Annotated in this window: 27 protein-coding genes and 1 other RNA gene; 17 read left to right on the plus strand and 11 right to left on the minus strand. The window is 59.9% G+C overall.

Going from position 1 to position 24,542, the window contains the following annotated elements:
• Positions 1-155 precede the first annotated feature (155 nt).
• The 3 genes from ppa to ACR6A7_RS12215 form a co-directional block, all read right to left on the minus strand.
• The gene (gene ppa / locus ACR6A7_RS12205) at positions 156-686 is read right to left on the minus strand and encodes an inorganic diphosphatase (protein ID WP_434125099.1); all 531 of its coding nucleotides are present in this window, start codon (positions 684-686) and stop codon (positions 156-158) included.
• A gap of 99 nt (positions 687-785) precedes the next feature.
• On the minus strand, positions 786-1,235 hold the full coding sequence (locus ACR6A7_RS12210; protein ID WP_434125100.1) for a DUF441 domain-containing protein: 450 nt from the start codon (positions 1,233-1,235) through the stop codon (positions 786-788).
• Positions 1,236-1,305: 70 nt separating this feature from the next.
• Complete coding sequence (locus tag ACR6A7_RS12215) at positions 1,306-1,719, minus strand: lysozyme inhibitor LprI family protein (RefSeq protein WP_434125101.1); 414 nt, start codon at positions 1,717-1,719, stop codon at positions 1,306-1,308.
• A 155-nt stretch (positions 1,720-1,874) separates the two neighbouring features.
• On the opposite strand from ACR6A7_RS12215, the gene ACR6A7_RS12220 reads away from it, so the two are divergent.
• Positions 1,875-3,434, plus strand: a complete 1,560-nt coding sequence (locus ACR6A7_RS12220; protein ID WP_434125102.1) for a methyl-accepting chemotaxis protein — start codon at positions 1,875-1,877, stop codon at positions 3,432-3,434.
• 85 nt (positions 3,435-3,519) lie between these two features.
• Here the strand turns inward: ACR6A7_RS12220 and fbp are convergent, their stop codons facing one another.
• The gene (gene fbp, locus ACR6A7_RS12225; RefSeq protein WP_434125103.1) at positions 3,520-4,524 is read right to left on the minus strand and encodes a class 1 fructose-bisphosphatase; all 1,005 of its coding nucleotides are present in this window, start codon (positions 4,522-4,524) and stop codon (positions 3,520-3,522) included.
• Positions 4,525-4,692: 168 nt separating this feature from the next.
• On the opposite strand from fbp, the gene mpl reads away from it, so the two are divergent.
• Positions 4,693-6,045 (plus strand): UDP-N-acetylmuramate:L-alanyl-gamma-D-glutamyl-meso-diaminopimelate ligase, encoded by a 1,353-nt coding sequence (gene mpl / locus ACR6A7_RS12230; protein ID WP_434125104.1) that lies wholly within the window; start codon positions 4,693-4,695, stop codon positions 6,043-6,045.
• Positions 6,046-6,048: 3 nt separating this feature from the next.
• Here mpl and ACR6A7_RS12235 read toward each other — a convergent pair whose 3' ends face one another.
• Positions 6,049-6,225: a hypothetical protein gene (locus tag ACR6A7_RS12235; protein ID WP_434125105.1), complete on the minus strand. Its 177-nt coding sequence runs from the start codon at positions 6,223-6,225 to the stop codon at positions 6,049-6,051.
• 171 nt (positions 6,226-6,396) lie between these two features.
• Here ACR6A7_RS12235 and ACR6A7_RS12240 point away from each other — a divergent pair, with 171 nt between their 5' ends.
• Entirely contained in the window at positions 6,397-7,137 is a 741-nt protein-coding gene (locus ACR6A7_RS12240) for an oligogalacturonate-specific porin KdgM family protein (RefSeq protein WP_434125106.1), read from the plus strand.
• Positions 7,138-7,177: 40 nt separating this feature from the next.
• Here ACR6A7_RS12240 and yjgA read toward each other — a convergent pair whose 3' ends face one another.
• Positions 7,178-7,720 carry a ribosome biogenesis factor YjgA gene (gene yjgA / locus ACR6A7_RS12245; protein ID WP_033754925.1) on the minus strand — a complete coding sequence of 181 codons (543 nt, stop codon included), beginning with the start codon at positions 7,718-7,720 and terminating at the stop codon, positions 7,178-7,180.
• Positions 7,721-7,837: 117 nt separating this feature from the next.
• Between yjgA and pmbA the strand changes: the two genes are divergently transcribed.
• The 11 genes from pmbA to ACR6A7_RS12300 all read left to right on the plus strand — a co-directional run bounded on the left by pmbA (position 7,838) and on the right by ACR6A7_RS12300 (position 17,458).
• Positions 7,838-9,178 (plus strand): metalloprotease PmbA, encoded by a 1,341-nt coding sequence (pmbA, locus tag ACR6A7_RS12250; RefSeq protein ID WP_434125107.1) that lies wholly within the window; start codon positions 7,838-7,840, stop codon positions 9,176-9,178.
• Positions 9,179-9,247: 69 nt separating this feature from the next.
• Complete coding sequence (gene cybC / locus ACR6A7_RS12255; protein WP_434125108.1) at positions 9,248-9,634, plus strand: cytochrome b562; 387 nt, start codon at positions 9,248-9,250, stop codon at positions 9,632-9,634.
• A gap of 292 nt (positions 9,635-9,926) precedes the next feature.
• Positions 9,927-10,259: a glycine dehydrogenase gene (locus ACR6A7_RS12260; protein WP_434125109.1), complete on the plus strand. Its 333-nt coding sequence runs from the start codon at positions 9,927-9,929 to the stop codon at positions 10,257-10,259.
• Positions 10,260-10,274: 15 nt separating this feature from the next.
• On the plus strand, positions 10,275-10,637 hold the full coding sequence (locus ACR6A7_RS12265) for an SFCGS family glycine-rich protein (protein ID WP_096072111.1): 363 nt from the start codon (positions 10,275-10,277) through the stop codon (positions 10,635-10,637).
• Between the two features lie 2 nt (positions 10,638-10,639).
• Entirely contained in the window at positions 10,640-10,939 is a 300-nt protein-coding gene (locus ACR6A7_RS12270; protein ID WP_434125110.1) for a DUF4312 family protein, read from the plus strand.
• A gap of 28 nt (positions 10,940-10,967) precedes the next feature.
• Positions 10,968-11,744, plus strand: coding sequence for a DUF4311 domain-containing protein (locus ACR6A7_RS12275; RefSeq protein ID WP_434125111.1), 777 nt, complete (start codon positions 10,968-10,970; stop codon positions 11,742-11,744).
• Positions 11,745-11,754: 10 nt separating this feature from the next.
• The gene (locus ACR6A7_RS12280; RefSeq protein ID WP_434125112.1) at positions 11,755-12,396 is read left to right on the plus strand and encodes a DUF4310 family protein; all 642 of its coding nucleotides are present in this window, start codon (positions 11,755-11,757) and stop codon (positions 12,394-12,396) included.
• 45 nt (positions 12,397-12,441) lie between these two features.
• The gene (locus ACR6A7_RS12285) at positions 12,442-13,575 is read left to right on the plus strand and encodes an amidohydrolase/deacetylase family metallohydrolase (protein ID WP_434125113.1); all 1,134 of its coding nucleotides are present in this window, start codon (positions 12,442-12,444) and stop codon (positions 13,573-13,575) included.
• Positions 13,559-14,680, plus strand: coding sequence for a DgaE family pyridoxal phosphate-dependent ammonia lyase (locus ACR6A7_RS12290; RefSeq protein WP_434125114.1), 1,122 nt, complete (start codon positions 13,559-13,561; stop codon positions 14,678-14,680). Before ACR6A7_RS12285 ends, ACR6A7_RS12290 begins: the two co-directional genes overlap by 17 nt.
• Positions 14,677-15,417, plus strand: coding sequence for a 2-dehydro-3-deoxy-phosphogluconate aldolase (gene dagF / locus ACR6A7_RS12295; protein WP_434125115.1), 741 nt, complete (start codon positions 14,677-14,679; stop codon positions 15,415-15,417). The genes ACR6A7_RS12290 and dagF overlap by 4 nt, the downstream gene beginning before the upstream one ends.
• Before the next feature lie 130 nt (positions 15,418-15,547).
• On the plus strand, positions 15,548-17,458 hold the full coding sequence (locus tag ACR6A7_RS12300) for a BglG family transcription antiterminator (RefSeq protein ID WP_434125116.1): 1,911 nt from the start codon (positions 15,548-15,550) through the stop codon (positions 17,456-17,458).
• A gap of 45 nt (positions 17,459-17,503) precedes the next feature.
• On the opposite strand, the gene ACR6A7_RS12305 is transcribed toward ACR6A7_RS12300, so the two are convergent.
• Positions 17,504-18,403, minus strand: a complete 900-nt coding sequence (locus ACR6A7_RS12305; RefSeq protein WP_434125117.1) for a LysR family transcriptional regulator — start codon at positions 18,401-18,403, stop codon at positions 17,504-17,506.
• A gap of 130 nt (positions 18,404-18,533) precedes the next feature.
• Here ACR6A7_RS12305 and ACR6A7_RS12310 point away from each other — a divergent pair, with 130 nt between their 5' ends.
• Complete coding sequence (locus tag ACR6A7_RS12310; RefSeq protein WP_434125118.1) at positions 18,534-19,238, plus strand: pirin family protein; 705 nt, start codon at positions 18,534-18,536, stop codon at positions 19,236-19,238.
• 327 nt (positions 19,239-19,565) lie between these two features.
• On the opposite strand, the gene dolP is transcribed toward ACR6A7_RS12310, so the two are convergent.
• Genes dolP through ACR6A7_RS12330 form a run of 4 tightly spaced genes read right to left on the minus strand, consistent with a single transcriptional unit; the run spans position 19,566 to position 23,138 of the window.
• Positions 19,566-20,138 (minus strand): division/outer membrane stress-associated lipid-binding lipoprotein, encoded by a 573-nt coding sequence (gene dolP, locus ACR6A7_RS12315; RefSeq protein ID WP_434125119.1) that lies wholly within the window; start codon positions 20,136-20,138, stop codon positions 19,566-19,568.
• 14 nt (positions 20,139-20,152) lie between these two features.
• A complete protein-coding gene (gene diaA / locus ACR6A7_RS12320; RefSeq protein ID WP_033754962.1) occupies positions 20,153-20,740 on the minus strand; it encodes a DnaA initiator-associating protein DiaA in 588 nt (195 codons plus the stop codon).
• A 14-nt stretch (positions 20,741-20,754) separates the two neighbouring features.
• Entirely contained in the window at positions 20,755-21,150 is a 396-nt protein-coding gene (locus ACR6A7_RS12325; RefSeq protein ID WP_434125120.1) for a YraN family protein, read from the minus strand.
• Positions 21,108-23,138, minus strand: coding sequence for a penicillin-binding protein activator (locus tag ACR6A7_RS12330; protein ID WP_434125121.1), 2,031 nt, complete (start codon positions 23,136-23,138; stop codon positions 21,108-21,110). Before ACR6A7_RS12330 ends, ACR6A7_RS12325 begins: the two co-directional genes overlap by 43 nt.
• A gap of 62 nt (positions 23,139-23,200) precedes the next feature.
• Between ACR6A7_RS12330 and rsmI the strand changes: the two genes are divergently transcribed.
• Positions 23,201-24,064 (plus strand): 16S rRNA (cytidine(1402)-2'-O)-methyltransferase, encoded by an 864-nt coding sequence (gene rsmI / locus ACR6A7_RS12335; RefSeq protein ID WP_434125122.1) that lies wholly within the window; start codon positions 23,201-23,203, stop codon positions 24,062-24,064.
• A gap of 33 nt (positions 24,065-24,097) precedes the next feature.
• An RNA gene (gene rnpB / locus ACR6A7_RS12340) (RNase P RNA component class A) lies at positions 24,098-24,475 on the plus strand.
• Positions 24,476-24,542: the final 67 nt, after the last annotated feature.

Genomic DNA, 24,542 nt, shown 5'->3' on the forward strand with positions numbered 1-24,542 from the left:
GCAAAGACGCAAAAAGCGGCATCCATGCCAGCTCGGCCCGCGTCTTCCCTGACGCGGGACGCTTTGCTCTTCGGCCCATACCACCCGCTCAGTCATCCGGCGCACAGACAAAAACACCGCCCAGAGGGCGGTGTTTTTTATCGGGCGGCGTCAGATTATTTCTGCTGAGCGCGCTCGAAAGAGGAGATGATTTCAGCTTTCGCCGCTTCGGCGTTGTCCCAGCCTTCAACCTTCACCCATTTGCCTTTTTCCAGCGCTTTATACTGCTCGAAGAAGTGGGTGATCTGCGCGCGCAGCAGTTCCGGCAGGTCGTTCACATCTTTAATGTGATCGTACTCTTTGGTCAGCTTGGTGTGCGGCACGGCAACCAGTTTGGCATCTTCGCCAGACTCGTCGGTCATTTTCAGCACGCCAACCGGACGGCAGCGGATCACGGAGCCCGGCTGCAGCGGATACGGGGTCGGAACCAGCACGTCAACCGGATCGCCATCCAGTGACAGGGTGTGGTTGATATAACCGTAGTTGCACGGATAGAACATCGCCGTAGACATAAAACGGTCTACGAACAGGGTGCCGGAATCTTTGTCGACTTCATATTTGATCGGATCGGCGTTGGCCGGGATCTCAATGACAACGTAGATATCTTCTGGCAGTTCTTTACCGGCAGGCACCTGGTTCAAACTCATCGGGCATTCCTTCAATAGTCACATGTTGAGTGTCGGCTATTATAGCCAACTGCCTGGGAAAGTATGCCCCAATTTTGACCTTTCGGAATGCTCCTCGTCCTACTTCGCGACGACGAACAGCGAGACGATCCCCGCAGCAATCAGTGGTCCGACCGGCACGCCGCGAAAGAAGGCGACGCCAATCACCGTGCCGATTAACAGGCCGCCGACGACCGACGGCTGCGCGCTCATAAAGCTCACGCCGCGCCCGCCCAGCCAGGCGACAAAAATGCCGACCAGAATCGCCACGATCGACTGCCAGTGGACGAAAGATTTCAGCAGAGACGTGGCGGGCAGTGAACCGCTGGCAAGCGGTGCCATAACGGCGACCGTCAGGATAATAATGCCGAGCTGGATGCCCTGTTTCTCGACGTAGGGAAAGAACTGCGACAGCGGGGTGAGCTTGATCGCCAGCAGGATCACAATAGAGATAGTGACTGCACTGTTGTGAACAAAATAGCTAAGGACCGCGAGGCCGATAAGAATAAGGGTAGAGGCGTACGCAGCCATAATTTCTCCCTGAAAATAGATGGATGCGCCAGCCGATGCCGACGCGTGAATAAACAACCGTCTCCATTTATCAACAATCGCCGCCGTCGGCGCAACTGCCTTTATTCATTGCGCGCAGCAACAGCGCCTGATTACGCACCAGATCGACGCGCTGCGCCGCCAGCGAAATCTGCGCCAGCGTGCCCTGCGTGCTGTTGAAATAAGCCGCGCTTGCCGACTGCCAGCTGTCGCGATACGCCAGCCACTGACGCTGCGCACCGCGCACCTTATTTTTAGGCTCGCCGGTGAGCCTCTTCATTAACTGACCATATTGCATGTTCATCTCGCTATCCCACGCCTGGCTGGCGCGGTCGTAGCATGACACCATCGCCAGGGTGGTAGAGGCGCCGTTGAGGCATTGCGCCAGCGTATGATCGATCGGGCTCTGCTGTGCCAGCGCAGAGGTGCAGAGCAGCAGCCCGGCGGCGGCGATACCTTTTTTCATGCTGTGAATCCTTATTAAGAAAGGTTAAGCGTGGGTGATCATCAGGGAAATGACCATCAACGTCGGTAAAGTTTCCTTACGCAATTGCCGATAACTTGTACGTTTTAGGGCGACTGGATTTTCTGCCTTTATATAAGCAAACGGAAAACAACATCATGAAAAAGCTCTCACTACGCACAGGATTATTAGCTTTACTCGCCTTTATGACCTTGCTGCTGCTGGCGGTCAGCGTCATGGGCATTATTGCCATTAACAAAGGAAACCGATCGCTGGATGTGATTAACCGCATCCAGGGTATTGAACTTAACGCGCTCTATCAAAGTAACGGCGACCTGATGCGCGCGCGCGCCACCGCCGCGCTGGCGGTGCGCAAAATCGAGATTGGCCTGCTGGACGAGGGCGCCGCCTCGGTGAAACAGGCGCAGGCTGACGTACAGGCGTCGCAGAAGAGCATGAAGGCGTTTATTGCGGCCGGGACGGTGACGGCGCAGGGCAAAAAGCTGGCTGACGCCGTCGTAGCCACCTGGAACGCCTACCTGGCGCAGGGCATCAAACCCATCATGGATGCGCTGGAAAAGCAGTACACCGACGAATATTACAGCGTGCTGGAGGGCAATCTCGCTAAGCTTGCCTCGGACTACAGCAGCGCGGTGACGGCGTTCGGCAGCTATGCCGATCAGGTCACCGACGCGCAGCTGGCGCAGGCAGCCTGGCACGAAACGCTGATGAAGGCGCTTATCGGCGCGGCGGTGGCGCTGACCCTGCTGCTGTTCGTACTGGCCTGGGTGCTGATGCGCCGCCTGCTGCTGCTGCCGCTTAACCGCGCCATTACCCATCTTGAGCAGGTTGCGGCAGGCGATCTCTCCCGGACGCTGCCGCCTGCGGGCGACAACGAGCTGGGCCGCCTTAACCGCGCGCTAGGAGTGATGCAGCAGGCGCTGCGCGCTCAGGTGAGCCAGGTGCTCCACGCCAGCCAGCAGATCGACGTCGGCAGTCGCGAGCTGGCAGCGGGCAATGTGCATCTTTCCCAGCGCACCGAAGAGTCAGCGGCGTCGCTGGAGCAGACCGCCGCCAGCATGGAGCAGCTCACCGCCACGGTGCGCCTTAATGCCGCCAACGCGCAGCAGGCGAATAAGCTGGCGAGCAGCGTTTCCAGCACCGCCGATCGCGGCGCAGAAGTGGTCAGCTACGTGATGGAGAAAATGCAGGAGATCACCGCCAGCGCGAACCGCATCGGCGATATCCTCGGCGTGATCGACAGCATCGCCTTTCAGACCAATATCCTTGCGCTGAACGCCTCGGTAGAAGCGGCGCGCGCGGGCGAGCAGGGGCGCGGCTTCGCCGTCGTGGCTAATGAGGTGCGCACGCTGGCGCAGCGCAGCGCCAACGCAGCGAAAGAGATCCGCGGACTGATCTCGGAGTCGCAGACGCGGGTCAAAGAGGGCAGCGATATGGCGACGCGCGCGGGCGAAACCATGGATGAGATCGCCAGCGAGGTGATGCGCGTCACAACGCTGATGAAGGAGATTTCCATGGCGTCTGACGAGCAGAGCCGCGGTATCGAGCAGGTGAATCAGGCGGTGACGCAGATGGATGAGGCGGCGCAGCAGAACGCGGCGCTGGTTGAGCAGGCAACGGCGGCAACCCAGTCGCTGGAGGCGCAGTCGCAGCATCTGCAAGCTACGGTATCGCTGTTCCGGCTGGAAACGGCGTAAAAGAGAAGGGCGCGAGATTCGCGCCCTTGTCGCCTGTGCGTTTACGCTGCTACGCGAATAAGGTGGCCCAATCGCCCACTCTTAATTACTGCGCGGCGTCCGGGTATTCGCGCAGGAAGCGCTCAACGTCGTCGACCATCGCGTCATTGCCGCAGAAGAACGGGCAGCGCTGATGCAGGGTTTCCGGCTGGAGGTCGAGGATACGGTTCTTGCCGTCGCTCGCCTTGCCGCCAGCCTGTTCGGCGAGGAACGCCATCGGGTTGCACTCATAGAGCAGGCGCAGTTTGCCGTTCGGGTGGCTGGCGGTGCTCGGGTAGAGATAGATGCCGCCTTTCAGCAGGTTGCGGTGGAAATCCGCCACCAGCGAGCCGATGTAGCGCGAGGTGTAAGGACGATGTGAGGCATGATCCTCTTCCTGGCAGAACTTCAGGTATTTCTTCACGCCCTGCGGGAAACGAATATAGTTGCCTTCGTTAATTGAGTAGGTGTAGCCCGTCGGCGGATAGGTCATGCGCTCGTGGCTCAGGCAGAAGACGCCGAGTGACGGATCGTAGGTAAAGGCGTGGACGCCGCAGCCGGTGGTGTAGACCATCATGGTCGAAGAGCCATACACCACGTAGCCCGCTGCAACCTGCTTGTGGCCCGGCTGCATGAAGTCCGCTTCGGTGACCGGCGTGCCTGGCGCGCTAACGCGATGGTAGATAGAGAAAATGGTGCCGACAGAGACGTTAACGTCGATATTGGACGAGCCGTCCAGCGGATCCATCAATACCACGTATTTACCGTGCTCTACTCCTTCGAAGATTACAAATTCGTCCTCTTCTTCCGAGGCAATCCCCGCCACGATGCCGCGCGCCTTCAGCGCCGCTTTCAGCTTCTCGTTCGCGAAGAGATCGAGCTTCATCTGCTGCTCGCCCTGAACGTTTTCCACGCCACTTGCGCCGAGAATATCTACCAGACCGGCTTTATTGATGTCACGGTGGATGATTTTCGCGCCCAGCTTAATAGCGGATATTAGCGCCGTCAGTTCACCTGTTGCGTGAGGAAAGTCGTGCTGTTTCTCGACGATAAATTCGCCTAACGTTTTCATAACACATTCCCTGAATCTTCGATGGAGTGGCAGCCTGCCTGGCAAACCGCCAACGTTTGCGTACGCAGTTTAGCCGAATGAACTTCAAAAACCATAGTCCTAATCCGTTTCTTAACTCTGCGAGCGGGGTTACACTGTGCGCCGAACTTTTGAGTAATGGATCTCGTTATGCGTATTCATATCCTTGGGATTTGCGGCACGTTTATGGGTGGTCTGGCGATGCTGGCACGTTCCCTTGGCCATCAGGTGACCGGTTCGGACGCCAACGTTTACCCGCCGATGAGCACGCTGCTTGAGCAGCAAGGCATTGAATTAACAGAGGGTTACGACGCTTCGCAGCTCGACCCCGCGCCGGACCTCGTTATCATCGGCAATGCCATGACGCGCGGCAACCCCTGCGTAGAAGCCGTGCTGGAGCGCAACATTCCCTACCTTTCCGGCCCGCAGTGGCTGCATGACTTCGTGCTGCGCGATCGCTGGGTGGTTGCAGTAGCAGGAACGCATGGCAAAACAACCACTTCTGGTATGGTAGCCTGGATACTGGAGTCGTGCGGACTGGAGCCGGGCTTTATCATCGGCGGCGTGCCCGGCAACTTCGACGTCTCGGCAAAATTAGGAAAAAGTCCATTCTTCGTCATCGAGGCGGATGAGTATGACTGCGCCTTCTTCGACAAGCGTTCCAAATTCGTTCACTACTGCCCGCGCACCCTGATCCTCAATAACCTTGAGTTCGATCATGCGGACATCTTCGACGATTTGCGCGCCATTCAGAAGCAGTTCCACCATCTGGTGCGCATCGTGCCGGGCCAGGGAAAAATCGTGCTGCCAGAGCACGACCACAACATCCGCCAGGTGATGACGATGGGCTGCTGGAGCGAGCAGGAAAGCGTCGGCGAGGGCGGCCGCTGGCAGGCGAAGAAGCTGGTGCAGGACGCCTCGCGCTGGGAAGTGCTGCTCGACGGTGAAAAGGTCGGTGAGGTGAACTGGTCGCTGGTGGGCGAGCACAACATGCATAATGGCCTGATGGCGATCGCCGCCGCGCGTCACGTCGGCGTCAAGCCTGAAGACGCGGCGCAGGCGCTCGACGGCTTTATCAACGCGCGCCGCCGCCTGGAGCTGCGCGGTGACGTCAACGGCATCAAGGTCTATGACGATTTCGCTCATCATCCCACGGCGATTCTGGCGACTTTATCGGCGCTGCGCAGCAAAGTCGGCGGCCGGGCACGTATTCTGGCAGTGCTGGAACCCCGCTCTAACACCATGAAAATGGGCGTCAGCAAAAACGATCTGGCGCCTTCGCTGGCGCGCGCGGATGAGGTGTTTCTGTTTCAGCCGCACCATATTCCCTGGCAGGTCTCCGACGTGGCCGAAGCCTGTATGCCGCCGGCGCACTGGAGCGCCGATATCGACACGCTGGTAGAGATGGTCGCGAAAGCTGCACAGCCAGGTGATTCGATTCTCGTTATGAGCAACGGCGGATTTGGCGGCATTCATCAGAAGCTACTGGATCGGCTCGCTTAACGCTCAGGGTGCCTCTTCGAGGCACCTTTTTATTTCATCGCTCACGCCGGTTTCTTTTTTATTTTCACAAACCGTCGCGCTAATATTTGAAACCGATCTCTCTACTCTCTCCGCTATTGCCACATTTTTTCCTTTGCTGTCAAAAAAAGAAAGGATTGCCGCCGCAAGACTTTTTAGCATCGGACCTGCTGCCATATAAGAAATAACAGCTTTCCCGTTAATGAGATAAATAACAGGTGTTCATGATGCAATCATGCTTATTTTGGTATGCGGGTTAATTACAGGTTAATCGTTATTGTAGGCAGGCTCGTTTATTTAAGCTGCCTCACGCGTTTAAATAAGGATGTTATTATGGGAAAGAGTAAACTATTACGCGCCTCTCTGGGCATGGCGCTGCTGCTCAGCTCCGCAGCGGCGCTGGCGACCGCGACGGTGGATTATCGCCATGAGTATCGGCTACGTGACCGCACGCACTATGACAAACTGGGGCTCAGCACGACCTTGCCCAATGATATGTTTATCGGTATTGAGACCAAATATAAAACCGGCGGTGCCGATCCCAAAGATAAATTTTATAACGACACGGTGCTGAACGTGGTCGAAGTGACCTTTCTGAAATCTTATTACTGGGGGCGCTGGACGATCTCGCCCTTTATTCAGCCGGAGTTTAATTCTGCGCGCACCGAATGGAAATTTGGCGTTGCGCCCTGGTATAAAATTAACGACCGCTGGTTTGTTGGCGGACTTTATCGCCTTGAGCTGACCGACTATGCGCATGAAGATAAGTGCCGTACCGGCGGCATCGATTATTGCGATACCGATCGTCATCGCACCGCGAATCGCTTCGACCTCTATTTACGTAATAAAAGTGATCGGCTGACCACGACCTATAAGCTGGTCTATAAGCATGCGGACGCGAAGCTTTTCGCAAATAAACACGATGATTATGAGCAGGAGCTGCAGTTCGACTACGCGCTCGGTAACGATCGCGCCTGGGTACCCTATGTGACCTTCGGCGATATCGGCCGTGCGTCGACTTCCAGCGAACGCCAGCTGCGTCTGCGCGCCGGCATTCTCTACAACTATCGTTAACCGCTATTCTGGCGGGCAGCCTTGCCCGCCTCGGCGTGGCTTAGCTTTCCGCCAGCTCGCGCAGATACTGGAAAATCTGACGTGACGATTTAGGCGCTTTATTGCCTGCTTTCTCTTTCTGCGCGTTGCGGATCATGCTGCGCAGCTGCTGACGATCGGCATGAGGATAGAGCGTAATCACTTCGTTCATCGCCTCGTCGCCCTGTTCGATCAGGCGATCGCGCAGCGCTTCCAGCTTGTGGAACAGCGCCACCTGCTGGTTGTGACGGTTCTTCAGCTTGTCCAGCGCCTGACGGATCGGATCGACGTCGCGCGAGCGCAGCATTTTGCCGATCAGCTGCAGCTGGCGGCGACGGCCCTCTTTCTTGATGCGCTGCGCCAGCTCGACGGCGGCCAGCAGCTCTTCATCCAGCGGGATCTTCTCCAGGGCGTTCTTGCCCAGATCGACCAGTTCGGCACCCAGGCGTTTTAGCTCTTCAGCGTCGCGTTTAATTTCGCTTTTACTGACCCAGATAATCTCTTCATCTTCTTCTTCCTGATTATCCGGCACATCGTCGAGCCACTCATCGGGCTGTTTGGTCATTTTCTGGGCTCCCCTAAAAAAAGAGGCTAATCCTATCAGTTTATCGGGTGACTGCGAAATTGTTCTCTGACTCTGATAGACTCAAAACTTTCATACTTAAGATTAGACGGCAGGCCGATGAACGTATCTACTCAGGTTGCAGAACAGCGAAAAGTGTTGGAACAGGCAGTGGCGCAGGCGCTCGATCTGGCGAAGGCCAGCACCGACGGCGCGGAAGTGGCAGTGACCAAAACCACCGGAATCGGCGTCAGCACCCGCTACGGCGAAGTGGAGAACGTCGAGTTCAACAGCGACGGCGCGCTCGGCATCACCGTTTATCATCAGAACCGCAAGGGCAGCGCCTCATCGACCGACCTCAGCCCGGAGGCGATCAAACGCACCGTGCAGGCGGCGATCGATATCGCGCGCTACACCTCGACGGATCCTTATGCCGGCCCGGCGGATGCCGATCTGCTGGCGTTCGACGCGCCGGATCTCGATCTTTATCATCCCTGGGAGATCGACGCCGATCGCGCCATCGAGCTCGCCGCGCAGGCGGAGCAGGCGGCGCTGAAAGCGGATCCGCGTATTACCAATACCGAAGGCGGCAGCTTCAACAGCCACGTCGGCATTAAAGTCTTCGGCAACAGCCACGGCCTGCTGCAGAGCTACTGCTCCAGCCGTCATTCGCTCTCCAGCTCCGTTATTGCCGAGCAGGACGGCGATATGGAGCGCGACTACGCCTATACCATCGGCCGCGCCTTCGAGGATCTGCAAAGCCCCGACTGGGTGGGCGCTGAGTGCGCGCGTCGCGTGCTGTCGCGGCTGGCGCCGCGCAAGCTATCTACCATGAAAGCGCCGGTGATTTTCGCGCCGGAGGTCGCCACCGGGCTCTTCGGCCATCTGGTCGGCGCCATCAGCGGCGGCAGCGTCTACCGTAAATCGACCTTCCTGCTTGACGCCCTCGGCCAGCAGATCCTGCCGGAATGGCTCACTATTCAGGAGCAGCCGCATCTGCTGAAAGGGCTGGCGTCAACGCCGTTCGACAGCGAAGGCGTACGCACCCAGGCGCGCGACATCGTGAAGGATGGCGTGCTGCAAACCTGGCTGATGACCAGCTACTCGGCGCGCAAGCTGGGCCTGAAAAGCACCGGCCACGCGGGCGGCATCCACAACTGGCGTATCGCCGGGCAGGGCAGCAGCTTTGAGGATCTCCTGAGGCAGATGGGCCGCGGCCTGGTGGTGACCGAACTGATGGGGCAGGGCGTCAGCGCCATTACCGGCGACTATTCACGCGGCGCGGCTGGCTACTGGGTTGAGAACGGCGAAATTCAGTATCCTGTGAGCGAGATCACTATTGCAGGAAATCTCAAGGATATGTGGCGCAATATCGTCACGGTGGGTAACGACATTGAAACCCGCAGCAACATACAATGTGGCTCGGTGCTGCTGCCGGAGATGAAAATCGCCGGACAATAACAGAACTCGCTTCCTGAAAGCAGCCGCTCTGGCTGCTTTTTTTTTACCCACAATAAAAAGGATATTCCGATGCGTAAGCGTGTGATTGCAATGTTGACTCTCTCCTTGTTGTCTGGAAGCGCCAGCCTGTATGCGGCGGATTTAGAAAATGATATGGATACGCTGAAAGACGGGCTGAATACCGTGATGAAAACTGACGACGCGCAGGAGATGCATAAAGCGCTGGGCGAGATGCGCCAGGCGGCGCAGGATGCGAAGAAATCGACGCCGGACAAACTTGAAGGGCAGCCGGCCGACAGCGCGCAGATCAAGGATTACCATGCGGGACTGGACTCGCTGATTGCGCAGATTGATGTGGTCGACAAGCTGGCGCAGGCCAATAATCTGGACGGCGCCAAAACCGAAGCGAAGAAGCTGGCGGAGATCCGCAACGCTAATCATAAAAAGTTCCGCTAACGCTCGGGCCGGTCGCGCGACCGGCTCTGTCTTATCATCAGCTTTTCTTATCGCGTTCTATTTTACTGCCGCGCCGTGCGCCGCTGCCTGCACGATTCTCTTTTGATACCCGCTATTTACTGTTGAAGACGCGCATAACGCGGCTTCTGTCACACAATCCGTGCGTCCTGCGATCTGGCGCACAGCCTGCCCTGCGATTTCCACTTACATGCGGAAAAAGTGCGTCTGCACTTCCACCTTGTCACGCCGTAATTTATTCGCAACGCGAATTTTCGTGAACAGGAGTAGCAAGGTGAGCAGTAACGGAGCTTCGGTACGGCAGGCAACGCCGGAAGAGATTCAGGCCCTGGCCGACAAGGTGATGGCGCAAATCGCGGCGATCTACACCCAGCACCATATCGCGCCCAACGCGGTGCAGCAGCAGATGCTGGCGTCACACGTACGCGCCATGGCGCTGCGCTCGCTAACCGGCGAACCCCTTCCTGAGGTGGAAGCGGAGCTGTTTGAAGATATTTCGCCGGAGACCATGCAGCTGGCGCAGCAGGTGGTCGATCTCTTCGGCAATCTGCCGCGCGAAGAGGCCTGGCTTCTCTCCGTCCATATAGAAGTAGCTCGATCTAACTGACTGTATAAAGAGGAAATCATCATGGTAACCGTAGTGATTGGCGATCGTTTAGGTAAAGGACAGAAAGTTGCGGCGGGCGTGGAAAAGGCGGGCGGCCGCGCCGTCGTGGTGCCGGGCGTTGCGGCGGATATGAAGCTGGGTGACGTAATGAAAGCGGAAAATGCCGACTTCGGCATCTCTTTTTGCGGCAGCGGCGGCGCAGGCGCCATCACCGCGCAGAACAAATATGGCTATAAGGCGCGCCACGGTATGCGTTCCGTTGACGAAGGCGTCACCGCCATCAATGAAGGCGCCAATGTGCTCGGCTTCGGCTTTATGGACAAAGAAGAGCTGGGCGAGCGGCTGGTGCAGGCCTGGAACAAGAAGCACGGCAGCTGATAATGAAAGAACAATACGTTACTCAGGTGACGGTGCAGGGCAAAGGCGACAGTAAAGAGAAAGCTTTTGCCGATGCGCTGAGTCGCGTGCAGAACCAGGTTCTGCGCGCGACGCAAAAAATCCTGCTGCGCATCGAACCCCTTGATGTCCGGGTGCTGCACGCGCAGGAGAGCGTCAAAACAGAGAAGTTTTTGTTCTTTTTTCTGGCGCGCCAGCGGCGGAGCTACAGCGTTGAGCTGGAGATCTCCGTCAGCGTCACCGTGATTGATACCGGGCAGGTGACCTTCACGGCGGCACCGTAAAAACAGACGACAACAAAGGTAAAAAAACATGTTTTTAATTATTTTGTTTAAGTCGTTGATCATTGGGGGGCTGGTCGGTGTGGGCGTCGGCGCTGGTGCGGCGCGTATGTTCCACGCGCCGACGTCGCAGGGGATGGGCGCGTTCCGTACGCTGGGCGAGCTCAACGCCTGCGAAGGCGATCCCGCCTCGCACTTCTCCTTTGGTCTCGGCTTTTTCTTCAATGCCTGGGCATCATCCGTCGCGGCAGGCTCCTTCACTCAGGACGTCGACCACCGCATCATTCCTAACTGGGGCGCGGCCGCGCTGATGGTGAAAAACCGCAACCTGGCTGAGACCCTGCACGACCCGAAAAAGATGGCCATCGCCTGCGGCATTATCGGCATGATCGTCGTTGCCTTTCTTAACTCCACCGCCTCGGCGGTGCCGGCCGCGCTGCAGGTGACCGCGGTAAAAGTGCTGGTACCGGCGGCAAACCTGCTGGTCAATACCGTTATGCCGGTGATCTTCTGGCTGGCGGCCATCGACGCCGGAAAGAAATCGGGCTTCTGGGCGACGATTTTCGGCGGTCTGGCGCAGCTGATCATGGGCAACGCCGTACCTGGCCTGGTGCTCGGCATCCTGATCGGTAAAGGCGTGGAAGAGAGCGGCTGGAACAAGGTCACCAAAGTGATGATGGTGGCAATCGTGCTGCTGTTCGTGCTGAGCGGCTTCTTCCGCGGCTTCGATATGAAACTGCTGCAATCCTTCCAGTTGGGCATTCCAGGCTGGCTCGACATGATCCATAACTCCCTGAGCGGCAAGTAAGGTTATCGACATGACTGAAAATAAAGGTTTTTGGTACGCTGACTGGTCTTTTCCACTCTTTGTCGGTCTGCTCTCGGCGGGCGTGTTCGCCGGGACGCACATGTACTACCTCTACGGCATCGGCGCGTTTAACGAAGTGGCGTTTGTTTCGATGCTGCGTGCTGGCATGGAAACCGGCGTCTACGGCGCGGTGGCGGCCTTCGGTGCAAGCTTCCTGTTCGCGCGCATCATTGAAGGCTCGCTGGTGGGGATTCTCGATATCGGCGGCGCGATCCAGACTGGCGTTGGCCTGGGGGTGCCGGCGCTGCTGCTGGGCGCGGGCATCGTCTTTCCGGTGGCTAATTTTGCTGCTTCTCTGGCAACCGGCCTGGTGATTGGCCTGGCGATCGGCTACGTCATCATCCTGGCGCGCAAGTTCACCATCAACCAGAGCGACTCCACCTACGGGGCCGATGTGATGATGGGCGCGGGCAACGCTTCTGGCCGTTTCTTAGGCCCGTTGATCATTCTCTCGGCGATGGCGGCCTCGATCCCGATCGGCCTCGGCTCGCTGCTGGGTGCGCTGCTGTTCTACCTCTGGAATAAACCGATCACCGGCGGTGCGATCCTGGGGGCCATGATCCTCGGCGCGATCTTCCCGGTCGCTATCTGATACAGACGGCGGCTCGCCAGCGGGCCGCCGCGTCAAGGAGTTGCTATGTTCGATCTAATTCTTCGCCGCGCACGGCTCACGGATGAGCGGCTGGCAGATATCGCGCTTCAGGACGGCAAAATTGCCGCTATCGGCGACAGCCTACAGGGCGAAGCAGCGAGCGAACGCGATCTGGCCGGACGCTACTACGTCAGCGCTGGCTGGATCGATTCCCACGTTCACTGCTACCCAAAATCCCCGATTTACCATGACGAGGCTGATGCCATCGGCGTGGCGACCGGGGTGACGACGGTGATCGACGCGGGGAGCACCGGCGCCGATCGTATCGATGATTTTTATGCCATTACCCGCGCCGCCACCACCCAGGTCTACGCGCTGATCAATATCGCACGCACCGGCATCGTGACCCAGAACGAGCTGGCGGATATGCGGCAGATCGACGGCGACGCGGTGCAGCAAGCCGTAGAGCGGCTGCCCGGCTTTATCGTCGGCCTGAAGGCGCGCATGAGCAGCAGCGTGGTCGGCGAGAATGGCATTCAGCCGCTGCTCAAAGCCAAAGCGATCCAGCAGCGGGTCGGCGGTCTGCCGCTGATGGTGCATATTGGCAATAACCCGCCGGATCTGGCGGAGATCGCCGAGCGCCTCACCGGCGGCGACATCATTACCCACTGCTTTAACGGCAAGCCTAACCGCGTGCTGACGCCGCAGGGCGAACTGAAGGCGTCGGTGCGCAACGCCATCGCGCGTGGCGTCAGGATGGACGTCGGCCACGGCAGCGCCAGCTTCAGCTTTGAGGTGGCGCGCGTCGCCATCGCGCAGGGCATTCTGCCCGACACCATCAGCTCAGATATCTACTGCCGCAACCGCCTCAACGGCCCGGTGCATAGCCTGGCGCACGTTATGTCGAAGTTTTTCAGCCTCGGCATGACGCTGCAGCAGGTGATCGACTGCGTCACCTGGAAGGCGGCGGACGGGCTGCGCCTGATGCGCAAAGGGCGTCTGGAGGTCGGTTTCGACGCCGATCTCACGCTTTTCAGCGTGACCGACGCGCCCCGCCTGTTTGTCGATTCCGAAGGCGAACAGGTCACCGGGGAGAAACATCTTACGCCGCTGGCCGCCGTGGTGGCGGGCAAGTGGTTCCTGACAGAAGAAGGGAAAGCCAATGTCTTCGATCTATGAAAAATATGGCCTTAAGCCGGTCATCAACGCTTCCGGCCGCATGACGATCCTCGGCGTCTCTACGCCGTCGCCGGACGTGGTCGACACCGTGCAGATTGGCCTCAGCCACTATTTTGAAATGAAAGATCTGGTCAACAAGACCGGCGCTTACATCGCGCAGCTGCTGAATGTGGAAAACGCGGTGGTGGTCTCCTGCGCCTCGGCGGGCATCGCGCAGTGCGTCGCGGCGGCGATTGTCAAAGAGAACGACTGGCTGCTGGATAACCTGCATGCCGCGCCGCTCGACGTGCCGCATGACATCGTGGTGCCGAAAGGGCACAACGTGAACTACGGCGCGCCGGTTGGCAGCATGGTCGCGCTGGGTGGCGGCCGTCTGGTGGAAGCGGGCTACAGCAACGAGTGCTCGCCCGAGCAGCTGGCAGCGGCGATCACGCCGCAGACCGCCGCCATCCTCTATGTGAAATCGCACCACTGCGTGCAGAAAAGCCACCTGAACGTTGAGCAGGCGGCGGCGGTGGCGCGCAAACATGGCGTGCCGCTGATCGTCGACGCGGCCGCGGAAGAGGATTTGCAGTGCTACTACCAGTACGGCGCCGACCTGGTGATCTACAGCGGCGCGAAGGCGATTGAAGGGCCGACCAGCGGGCTGGTGATCGGCAGAGCGCAGCCTGTGGAGTGGGTGAAGCGCCAGAGCAACGGCATTGGCCGGGCGATGAAGGTGGGCAAAGAGGGCATTCTTGGCCTGACGCAGGCGATTGAAAACTATCTGCGGCTGGAGAAAACCAGCGGCGCGCAGATGGTGGAGAAAATGACGCCTTTTATCGACAACCTTAATCAGCTGCGCGGCGTGAGTGCCCGCGTCGTGTGGGACGCGGCGGGGCGCGATATCGCCCGCGCCGAGATCAAATTCGACGAGGCGGCCATCGGCCAGCGTACCGGCGACATCGTGCAGGCGCTGAAAAATGGCGAGACCGCCATCTATTTTCGCGGCTACAAGGCCAATGAGGGCATTATCGAGGCGGATGTGCGCAGCGTCAGCGCTGAACAGCTGCACGCCATTTTTACCGCGATTCAAGCGCTGTTGAACGGAGGAAAAGCCGCATGAAGCTGACCCCGAATTTCTATCAGGATCGTCTCTGCCTCAACGTGCTGGCGGGGTCGAAAGCGAACGCGCGCGCTATCTGGGAGGCGGCGGAAGGGCATGTGCTGGTGGGCGTGCTGTCGAAAAACTACAGCAGCAACGAGGCGGCTATCGCCGATATGCGCGACTATGCCGCGCTGATCGACAACGCGCTCTCGGTCGGACTCGGCGCGGGCGACCCGAATCAGTCAAAAATGGTGAGCGAGATCTCCGCGGTGCTGCAGCCGCAGCACGTTAACCAGGTCTTTACCGGCGTCGCCACCAGCCGCGCGCTGCTGGGCCAGTCGCAAACTGTGGTCAACGGGCTGATCTCGCCGACCGGCACGCCGGGCCTGGTGAAGATCTCCACCGGCCCGCTCAGCGCGCAGGGCAGCGACGCGCGGGTGCCGATTGACAGCGCCATCGCGCTGCTGAAGGATATGGGCGGCAGCTCGGTGAAATATTTCCCGATGGGCGGGCTAAAGGCGGTCGACGAGTACCGCGCCGTCGCCCAGGCGTGCGCGGCGCATGACTTCTGGCTGGAGCCGACCGGCGGCATCGATCTCGATAACGTCGAAGCGATTCTGAGGATCGCGCTGGAGGCGGGCGTCAGTAAAATTATCCCGCACGTCTACAGTTCCATTATCGATCCCGTCAGCGGCGATACGCGCGTGGAAGATGTGCGCCAGCTGCTGGCCATTTGCAAAAAATTGCTGCCGTAGCGACAGTCACGCTGGCGCGCTTCACAGGGCGCCGTCGCTTGCCTGGAGGTGACGCGCCGTTCGCTTTAGGCTGCTGTTTTTCGACATGATGCCGCTGAATGCATGCCAGCGCCGTAACAGGTAGACCGCCTTGAGATTCCCAAATCAACGCCTTGCGCAACTGTTTGACGCCCTGCAAAACGAAACGCTGCCTCAGGATGAGCTGGCGCGGCGCTTCGCCGTTTCAACGCGCACCGTGCGCACCGACATCAGCGCGCTTAACGCGCTGCTGGCGGAGTACGGCGCGCAGTTCGTGCTCAGCCGCGGCGCGGGCTATCAGCTAAAAATCGATGACGCGCAGCGCTTCCAGCGCCTGGAGCAGCAAAGCCGCTCGCCGCTGCGCGTGCCGCGTACCTCTACCGAACGGGTGCGCTATATGCTGACGCGCTTTCTGACCGCCGCCTGGTCGCTCAAGCTGGAGGATCTGGCCGATGAGTGGTTCGTCAGCCGCGCCACGCTGCAAAACGACATGGCCGAGGTGCGCGAGTGGCTGGCGCGCTACCATCTGCACATCGAGAGCAAACCCCACTACGGCATGAAGCTGTTCGGCAGCGAAGTGGCGATCCGCACCTGCTTAACCGATCTGCTGTGGCAGATCGATCAGGAGCAGGCCGACAGCCCGCTGATCGCCATCGAAGCGCTGCACAGCAATATTCTTGAGACGCTGCGTCCGCTGCTGCAGCAGTGCCTGACGCGTCATAACGTTCGCCTCAGCGACGAGGGCGAGCGCTATCTGCGCCTCTACTGCGCCGTCGCGGTGCGGCGCATCAGCGAAGGCTATCCGCTGAGCGATCCCGGCGCGGAGGATGTCGGGCTGGATGTGCGCGAGGCGGCGCGCGAGCTGATTAATTTGCTGCGGCCGCTGGTGGGCAAGCCGGTGTCGCCGGCGGAAGAGGGCTGGCTGCGCGTCAATATCGCAGCGCGCCAGATGCAGGAGGTGGCGCCGAGCGCTATCAACGCCGATGACGCCGACGCGCTGGTGGACTATCTGCTGAGCTATATCAATACCCACTACAACTACAACCTGCAGGGCGATGAACAGCTGCGCGCCGATCTGCTGACGCACATTAAAACCATGATCACCCGCGTGCGTTACCAGATCCATATTCCCAACCCGCTGCTGGATAATATCAAACAGCACTATCCGATGGCCTATGACGTAACCCTGGCGGCGGTCTCCAGCTGGGGCAAATATACGCCTTACGTTATCAGCGAGAATGAGATCGGCTTTCTGGTGCTGCATATTGGCGTCGGGCTGGAGCGCCACTACGACGTCGGCTACCAGCGCCATCCCCAGGTGCTGCTGGTGTGCGACAGCGGTAACTCCACGCTGCGAATGATTGAGGCGATGCTGCTGCGTAAATACCCGCAGCTGCAGGTCGCCGGTCGGCTGTCGCAGCGCGAATATGAGGCGCGCACGCGCATCGATGAAGATTTTGTTATCTCTACCACCCGGCTGAGCGAGAAGGATAAGCCGGTAGTCGTGATGTCGCCGTTTCCTACCGGCTTCCAGCTGGAGCAGATCGGCAAGCTGGTGCTGGTGGACCGCACGCGGCCCTATATGCTGGAGAAGTTTTTCGACGCGCAGCACTTTCTGATCGTCGATAAGCCGATGACGCAGTCGCAGCTGTTCCGCCAGCTGTGCGATCGGCTGGAGGCGGAAGGCTTTGTCGACGCGAGCTTTTATCCCTCGGTAGAGGAGCGCGAGGCGATCGTCAGCACCATGCTGGGCGAAGGTATCGCGCTGCCGCACTCGCTTGGCCTGCTGGCGAAAAAAACCGTGGTTTACACCGTGCTGGCGCCGCAGGGCATTGCGTGGGGCGACGATACCGCCTCGGTGATTTTTCTGCTGGCGATCGGTAAAAGCGAGTATGAAGAGGCGATGGCGATCTACGACCTCTTCGTGACCTTTCTGCGCGAAAGGGCGACGCCCCGGCTGCGCGACAGCAAAGATTTTGCCGCCTTCAAGGCGGTGGCGATTGAGTGTCTGGGGCGGCTGTAGCAGCGGGCTCCAGCCCGCCGGGCAGGCTAAGGCCGAAGGCGGCGTTTAGCTTTTCTTCGCCAGCAGACGCGGGATCTCGCGCAGGCACCAGGCTTTGGCTTCGCCCATACTGTCGCGGCGCCACGCCATAATAATATCCACTTCGCGGGTATATTCCGGGCTGACGACGCGCAGCCGACCTTCCGCAATATCTTGCTCCACTATCGAATAGGGCATGGTGGCGACGCCAAGCCCCGCCAGCAGCGCGCGGCGCTTGTCGTCCATGCTGCTCACCGTCAGACGCTGCTGTTTGTCCAGCAGCTGCACCGTCAGCACCGGGCGCTCGCGCGCCGTATCGGCCACGGCGATGCCGCGATATTTCACGCGCGTCACCTCGGACTGAGGTTCCGGCTCGTTGTGAATCGGATGGTCGGCGCTGGCGACATAGACGCTCATCATGGTGTAGAGCTTACGCGTGTTGATTTCGGTCGAGGCGCGGAAGTGCATATCGGGCGCGATAACGATATCGGCGCGGCCCTGCTCCAGCCGCTCCCACGCGCCTGCCAGCACTTCGGTGATGAGCGAAATCTGGGTATTGGCCTTTTCCGACAGCTTCTCCACCAGCGGGAAGAGGGCGTCAGTCGGCACCAGCGCTTCGGTGACGATGGTCAGATGGGTTTCCCAGCCGCGCGCCAGCGCTTCGGCGTCGGTGGTGAGCTTATCCGCCGCTTCCAGCAGCACCCGTCCGCGCTCCAGCAGCATACGCCCGACGTTGGTGAATTTCGTCCGGTGGCCGGAGCGGTCGAACAGCACCACGTCCAGCTCCTCTTCCAGCTTTTGCATGGTATAGCTGAGCGCCGAAGGAACGCGCCCCAGCTCATCCGCCGCTGCCGCAAAACTGCCGCGGCGATCGATCGCATCCATCACGCGCAGCGCTTCAAGGGTTAAGGCACGCTCTTTAGCCATCCGAACTCTCTTTCAGGAAATTTGAATATGCACGGCAGATTAACTGGCTAACAATACGGCGTCCAGCCTTTTACCATAATGGGTATCAAGTCTGCGGTCGTCCTCTGCCGCAGCGAGCTGGAGGTAAATCATGATAACGACGCGTAGTGCGTCCGCGTGCGGGCAGGCCGACTTCGGCTGGTTGCAGGCACGCTATAGTTTCTCTTTTGGTCACTATTTCGATCCCAAATTAATGGGCTACGCCTCGCTGCGCGTGCTGAATCAGGAAGTGCTGGCGCCAGGGGCCGCCTTTCAGCCGCGTACCTATCCGCAGGTGGACGTGCTGAATATCGTGCTGCAGGGCGAGGCGGAGTACCGCGACAGCGAAGGCAACCATATCGTCGCGCGCGAGGGCGAAGCGCTGCTGCTCGCCACGCAGCCAGGCGTCAGCTACAGCGAAATCAACCTGCGCAAGGATCAGCCGCTGACGCGGATGCAGCTCTGGCTCGCCGCCTGTCCCGAGCGGGAAAACCCGACGCTGCAAAAGATCGCGCTGCCGGAGCGCGGCAATCTTCACCTGATCGCCTCGCCAGACGGCGCGGGAAACAGCCTGCAGCTGCGTCAGCAGGTGTGGGTGCATCAGCTGCGGCTGGCGCCGGGCGAAGAGCAGTCGCTGACGCTGCGCGGGCCGCGCGCCTATCTGCAGTCGATTCACGGCTCGCTGGAGGCGGTGACGCGCGAGGATCGTCAGGAGAAGCTGGGCTGCGGCGACGGGGCGTTTTTGCAGGAGGAGCAGCAGATCAGGCTGCGGGCGAAAACCGCGACCTGGGCGCTGGTGATCGATATACCGGTATAAAAAAATTGATGGGATAGGCCTTCGACAGACGGCTCACAAAGCGTAAGAGCGGGCGATATGGGCCGAAGAGCAAAGCGTCCCGCGCCAGGGACAAAAACGCCGGGAGCGTTTTTGAACAACGCAGCGCGTTGGCCCGGCGACGGGCGCACCTCAAGGATGAGGTGCGTAATTGCGCGGGCCGAGCTGGCAGGGATGCCGTTTTTGCGTCTTTGCGATCGGGCCATATCACCCGCGCTGGCACAATGCCAGTGAAGTTAAGGGCGGCTAAAGCCGCCCTTTTGCGTATGTTGCCGCTTTGTCAGCGGATGAGCGCGGCCTGATGCACGCTTACTTCAGCATCGTAAACGCGGTGGTGACGTGCTTCACGCCGCTAACCCGGCTGGCGATATCCGCCGCCGCCTTCGCCTCTTCCGCCGTCACCAGACCTAACAGAAACACTTCGCCGTTCTCGGTGGTCACTTTCACGTTCGAAGATTTCACCTGATCGCTGCCCAGCAGCTGCGAGCGAATTTTGGTGGTAATCCAGGTGTCGGACGACGAGGTGCCGAGGCTGACCTTCTGGCCGATGCGAATTTCGTTGAAGACTTCGGTCGCGCCGTCGACGCCCATGGCGATCTGTTTGGCGCGGCTGGCGATATCCTGCGACGGCGCCTGGCCGGTCAGCAGCACTTTGCCCTGGTAGGCGGTAGCGATAATGCGGGCATCGCTCTTAATCTGCTGATCTTTCGCCAGCGCGTTGCTGACGCGCAGCTCCAGCGTGCCGTCGTCAACCTGGGTGCCGACGGTGCGCGGATCGGTGGCGGTTTTGGTGGCCACGGCCGCGCCGCCTGCGACAACGGCGACGCAGCCCTGCAGCAGCATGGCGGTTAACAGGATGGCGACAGCGTTCAATGCTTTCATGTTTGCTCCTTCAGCTATTCCTGGTGTGGAAACAAGGTGTTATCAATCAGGTCGCACAGACAGTTCAGCGTCAGCATATGCATCTCATGGATGCGGGCGCTGCGGTGCGACGGGATGCGAATTTCCACGTCGTGCGGGCCGAGCAGGCCCGCCAGCTCGCCGCCATCATAGCCGGTGAGCGCAACGATGGTCATATCACGGGTAACCGCGGCTTCCACCGCTTTCACGATGTCTCGCGTATTGCCGCGGGTAGAGATCGCCAGCAGGACGTCGCCAGCCTGACCCAGCGCGCGCACCTGCTTGGCGTAGATTTCATCGTGCTGACGATCGTTGCCGATCGCCGTCAGCATCACATTGTCCGCGCTGAGCGCCAGCGCGGGCAGGCTGGGACGCTCGGTCTCGAAACGGTTGATCATGCTGGCGGCAAAATGCTGCGCGTTAGCGGCTGAAGCGCCGTTGCCGCAGCTAAGGATTTTATTGCCGTTAAGCAGCGACTGCACCAGCGTCATCGCGGCGCGGGAAATGGCGTCCGGCAACGCTTCTGCGGCGGCAATCTGGGTTTGAATACTTTCAGTAAAACACGCTTTAATTCTGTCCTGCACACAACCACCTGGTTCTAAACGTCTGCATTAAAGGCATTGGGCAGCCACTCCAGCACCGTACCGGTAATGGCGATAATGTCGAAACGGCAATCCACCGTCTCAAAACTGCCGCCGCGCTGGGCAAGCCAGAGTGCGGCGGCGCGCAACAGCTTTTGCCGCTTGAGGCGAGTAACGCTGGCCAGCGCGCCGCCGTAGCGCGCATCGCGCCGGTAGCGCACCTCCACGAAGACCCAGCATGCCCCGTCGCGCATGATAAGATCCAGCTCGCCGCCGCGGAAGGTCACGTTGCTGGCGACCCAGCGCAGTCCGGCGTGCTCTAAATAGCGCCGGGCGCGCTGTTCCTGTTCGGCACCGAAGCGCCGGGTGTTCAGGAGGCGGGAACGATCTCGCCCTGACGATACTGGCGCCATGACAACGTCCTGTTGATCACGCAATCCTGATTCGCGCTCAGCTTGCCGGTATTGCCGTCGATGGTGAAGCCCGGCGTCTGGCGCACCTGGTTAAAACTGTTCGCCAGCGTCCAGGCATCGATGCCCATCGCATAGAGGCGAACCAGCGAGTAGTCGTTATTGAACGACTGCGCCGCACGCTGCATCAGCGCTGGATTACGGCCCGAGAGCAGCGGAATATCGCTGAACTGCAGACCTTCCATCTCCAGACGGAAGTCGGGGCCTGCGCCCGCCTGGTAACTGCGCGAGCTGGCGTAGAGCGAGGCCGCGCTGCGGCTGCCGGTACGCATGGCGATCATCGGCTTAATCAGCTGCAGCTCATCCTGCGTCGAGACAATATAGACTGAATCAACGTTGCCGCTGCTCGCCGTCGTCGGCTCGCTCTGCTGCTGCGGCGACGGGATGTTCAGCCCGGCGATGGTCACGCCCTGGGGTTCGGCGGCGGCAGGCTGGACGTTGACCGGCGTACCGCTCAGCGTAATGCCCGCGCCGCTGTTGATGCCCTGTTTCAGCTCCGCGGTCGAGCCGAAGCGCTGCTGCAGCGGCGCCGTGCCGCCCAGCTTCAGCCACTCCTGCGCAAACGCGTTGACCACGCGATCGCCGAAGCTGCTGCGCGGCACCAGCAGCAGCGGCTGACGCTTGCCCTGGTTCCACATATGGTGCGCGGCATCGCGCGCTTCGTCTTCAGGAGAAAGCGCAAAGTAACAAATATTCGGATGGTTCTGGATCTGCTCCGGCGCGTTGAGCGCCAGCACATTGAGCGGCGTCTGGCTGTTGGCGACGGTTTCAACGTTGTTTTTCAGCAGCGGGCCAACCACCAGCGTCGCGCCATCCTGCTGCGCCTGCTGCATCACCTGCTGAATTGGCTGGCTGCTGGTGTCGTACACCTTGATCTGCGCGCTGCTGGAGGGTGGGCTAGCCTCAGGCTGACTCTGGGAGGCGGTGGGCTGTGCGGCGGCGGCGGGCGTAATTGCGGCGGCGGCCGGGCTGACCACGGCGTTGGCTTCGCCGGTCGGCGCGGGCTGCGCGCTTTCCGCGGTAGCTGGCTGGGTCGCGGGCTGTGCGGTGGGCTGCGGCGCAGCGTTCAGGGCGCCGTTTTTCGCATCGTTAAAGCCTTTTTCAATCGCGCTGGCAAAGACCTGCGCCTGACCGTTCAGCGGCAGCAGCAGCGCGATGGTGCTGGTAGAGGCTTTGGTGTAGTTCTGCGCCTGGCTCAGCGGCGTCGGCAGGGTTTTCGCCGCCGGGTTTTGCGGATAGCGCGTTTGCCAGTCTTTCAGGGCGGATTTCAGCATCTCGCCGTCCTGCGCGTTGGCGCGCCAGACGTTAAGCAGATCCAGCCAGCCCTGCAGCGTGTTTTCATCGGCGTTGATCACCAGGCTGCTCATCTCCTGCGGCGTCATCTGCGTCAGCGCCTGCCAGGTGGCGTCGATATTTTTCTGGTGGTCATCGCCGCTCAGCAGCGGCTCCTGCGCAATATAGGCGCGCAGCAGCGCCAGCGAGGGTTTGCCCTGCGCGGCGGCGATCTGCAGGCCGTAATAGCGCGCCTGCTGCTCTTTCGACAGCTCGTCGACCTTGACCTGATTCAGCAGCTGCGTGGCGCCCGGCACGTTCTGCTGGCTGAACAGAAACTGCGATTTAAGCAGCAGCAGCTCCTGCTGTTGCGTGTCGCTGAGCCGGCTCGGCAGCAGGTTGAGCTGCTGGCCAGCTTGCGGATACTTTCCTTCTTTCATCAGGGCACGGATGGCAAGTAATTGCCAGTCTGTCCTGCTATCATCGCTGCTTTGCTGCACTTGCTGCAGATAGTAATCAGACCCGCCGGTAATGGGCCCCTGAATATTTACGTTTGAGGTTTGCGGCCCCTGACCGCTACAGGCGGCTAAAATCAGCCCAGCAAGAAGGACAGGCACAAAGCGTCCTGCTTTATGACGAACGACTTTTGAAGGAAGCATACTGTATCCAGTGATGTTTTTTTCAAGATGCTCAATATTAAATCGGCAATTCGGATGAAACAATGAAACAACTCGATCGGGCAGAGATTTCTGCCAGCACGCTCTACATCGTTCCAACCCCGATTGGTAATTTGGGTGATATCACCCAGCGGGCGCTGACGGTGCTTTCGGGCGTCGATCTGGTCGCAGCGGAAGATACACGTCATACCGGGCTGTTGCTACAACATTTCGCCATCGCTGCGCGGCTCTTCGCACTTCACGACCACAATGAACAGCAGAAGGCCGAACTGCTGCTGGCGAAGCTGCAGGAAGGGCAGAGCATCGCGCTGGTTTCCGATGCCGGGACCCCGCTGATCAACGATCCTGGCTACCATCTGGTGCGCCGCTGCCGCGAGGCGGGCATCCGCGTCGTGCCGCTGCCCGGCGCCTGCGCCGCCGTCACAGCATTAAGCGCCGCCGGGTTACCGTCCGATCGTTTCTGTTACGAAGGGTTTCTGCCCGCCAAAACCAAGGCGCGCTGCGACGCGCTGCGCGCAGTAGCGCAGGAGCCGCGTACCCTGATTTTCTACGAGTCCACCCACCGTCTGCTCGACAGCCTGGAAGATATGGCGAAGGAACTGGGCGCCGATCGTTACGTGGTGCTGGCGCGCGAGCTGAGCAAAACCTGGGAATCGATCCACGGCGCGCCGGTGGGCGAGCTGCTCGCCTGGATCAAAGAGGATGAGAATCGCCGTAAAGGCGAGATGGTGCTGGTGGTCGAAGGGCATAAGGCGGATGAAGAGGCGCTGCCCGCCGATGCGCTGCGCACGCTGGCGCTGCTGCAGAAAGAGCTGCCGCTGAAAAAGGCCGCGGCGCTGACGGCGGAAATTCACGGCGTGAAGAAAAATGCGCTCTATCGCTTTGCGCTCGATCAGCAAGAGGCGTGACAAATGGGGCCGAATGCCCTAATATCCTGCGCCGAAGCTGACCAGACAGTCGCCGCTTTGTCGTCGTCCCTCTTGTAGGGAGACGGGCAGAGGGGAGGAAAGTCCGGGCTCCATAGGGCAGGGTGCCAGGTAACGCCTGGGGGGCGCAAGCCTACGACCAGTGCAACAGAGAGCAAACCGCCGATGGCCCATTTATGGGATCAGGTAAGGGTGAAAGGGTGCGGTAAGAGCGCACCGCGCGTCTGGCAACAGTTCGCGGCACGGTAAACTCCACCCGGAGCAAGGCCAAATAGGGGTTCGCATGGTACGGCCCGTACTGAACCCGGGTAGGCTGCTTGAGCCAGTGAGCGATTGCTGGCCTAGATGAATGACTGTCCACGACAGAACCCGGCTTATCGGTCAGTTTCGACTTTTCAGGTGAAAACCCCGCGCAAGCGGGGTTTTTGCTTTCTGGCAGTGGGAAGACCAAAGGAAGCCC

The organism is Pantoea phyllosphaerae (assembly GCF_051025595.1).
In the GTDB taxonomy this organism is placed as follows: Bacteria; Pseudomonadota; Gammaproteobacteria; order Enterobacterales; family Enterobacteriaceae; genus Pantoea.

Excerpts from the sequence above, each read along its gene's own strand:
- ppa (WP_434125099.1), bottom strand. The coding sequence starts at position 686 with ATGAGTTTGAACCAGGTGCCTGCCGGTAAAGAACTGCCAGAAGATATC.
- ACR6A7_RS12210 (WP_434125100.1), bottom strand. The coding sequence starts at position 1,235 with ATGGCTGCGTACGCCTCTACCCTTATTCTTATCGGCCTCGCGGTCCTT.
- ACR6A7_RS12215 (WP_434125101.1), bottom strand. The coding sequence starts at position 1,719 with ATGAAAAAAGGTATCGCCGCCGCCGGGCTGCTGCTCTGCACCTCTGCG.
- ACR6A7_RS12220 (WP_434125102.1), top strand. The coding sequence starts at position 1,875 with ATGAAAAAGCTCTCACTACGCACAGGATTATTAGCTTTACTCGCCTTT.
- fbp (WP_434125103.1), bottom strand. The coding sequence starts at position 4,524 with ATGAAAACGTTAGGCGAATTTATCGTCGAGAAACAGCACGACTTTCCT.
- mpl (WP_434125104.1), top strand. The coding sequence starts at position 4,693 with ATGCGTATTCATATCCTTGGGATTTGCGGCACGTTTATGGGTGGTCTG.
- ACR6A7_RS12235 (WP_434125105.1), bottom strand. The coding sequence starts at position 6,225 with ATGCTAAAAAGTCTTGCGGCGGCAATCCTTTCTTTTTTTGACAGCAAA.
- ACR6A7_RS12240 (WP_434125106.1), top strand. The coding sequence starts at position 6,397 with ATGGGAAAGAGTAAACTATTACGCGCCTCTCTGGGCATGGCGCTGCTG.
- yjgA (WP_033754925.1), bottom strand. The coding sequence starts at position 7,720 with ATGACCAAACAGCCCGATGAGTGGCTCGACGATGTGCCGGATAATCAG.
- pmbA (WP_434125107.1), top strand. The coding sequence starts at position 7,838 with ATGAACGTATCTACTCAGGTTGCAGAACAGCGAAAAGTGTTGGAACAG.
- cybC (WP_434125108.1), top strand. The coding sequence starts at position 9,248 with ATGCGTAAGCGTGTGATTGCAATGTTGACTCTCTCCTTGTTGTCTGGA.
- ACR6A7_RS12270 (WP_434125110.1), top strand. The coding sequence starts at position 10,640 with ATGAAAGAACAATACGTTACTCAGGTGACGGTGCAGGGCAAAGGCGAC.
- ACR6A7_RS12275 (WP_434125111.1), top strand. The coding sequence starts at position 10,968 with ATGTTTTTAATTATTTTGTTTAAGTCGTTGATCATTGGGGGGCTGGTC.
- ACR6A7_RS12280 (WP_434125112.1), top strand. The coding sequence starts at position 11,755 with ATGACTGAAAATAAAGGTTTTTGGTACGCTGACTGGTCTTTTCCACTC.
- ACR6A7_RS12285 (WP_434125113.1), top strand. The coding sequence starts at position 12,442 with ATGTTCGATCTAATTCTTCGCCGCGCACGGCTCACGGATGAGCGGCTG.
- ACR6A7_RS12290 (WP_434125114.1), top strand. The coding sequence starts at position 13,559 with ATGTCTTCGATCTATGAAAAATATGGCCTTAAGCCGGTCATCAACGCT.
- dagF (WP_434125115.1), top strand. The coding sequence starts at position 14,677 with ATGAAGCTGACCCCGAATTTCTATCAGGATCGTCTCTGCCTCAACGTG.
- ACR6A7_RS12305 (WP_434125117.1), bottom strand. The coding sequence starts at position 18,403 with ATGGCTAAAGAGCGTGCCTTAACCCTTGAAGCGCTGCGCGTGATGGAT.
- ACR6A7_RS12310 (WP_434125118.1), top strand. The coding sequence starts at position 18,534 with ATGATAACGACGCGTAGTGCGTCCGCGTGCGGGCAGGCCGACTTCGGC.
- dolP (WP_434125119.1), bottom strand. The coding sequence starts at position 20,138 with ATGAAAGCATTGAACGCTGTCGCCATCCTGTTAACCGCCATGCTGCTG.
- ACR6A7_RS12325 (WP_434125120.1), bottom strand. The coding sequence starts at position 21,150 with ATGGCGCCAGTATCGTCAGGGCGAGATCGTTCCCGCCTCCTGAACACC.
- ACR6A7_RS12330 (WP_434125121.1), bottom strand. The coding sequence starts at position 23,138 with ATGCTTCCTTCAAAAGTCGTTCGTCATAAAGCAGGACGCTTTGTGCCT.
- rsmI (WP_434125122.1), top strand. The coding sequence starts at position 23,201 with ATGAAACAACTCGATCGGGCAGAGATTTCTGCCAGCACGCTCTACATC.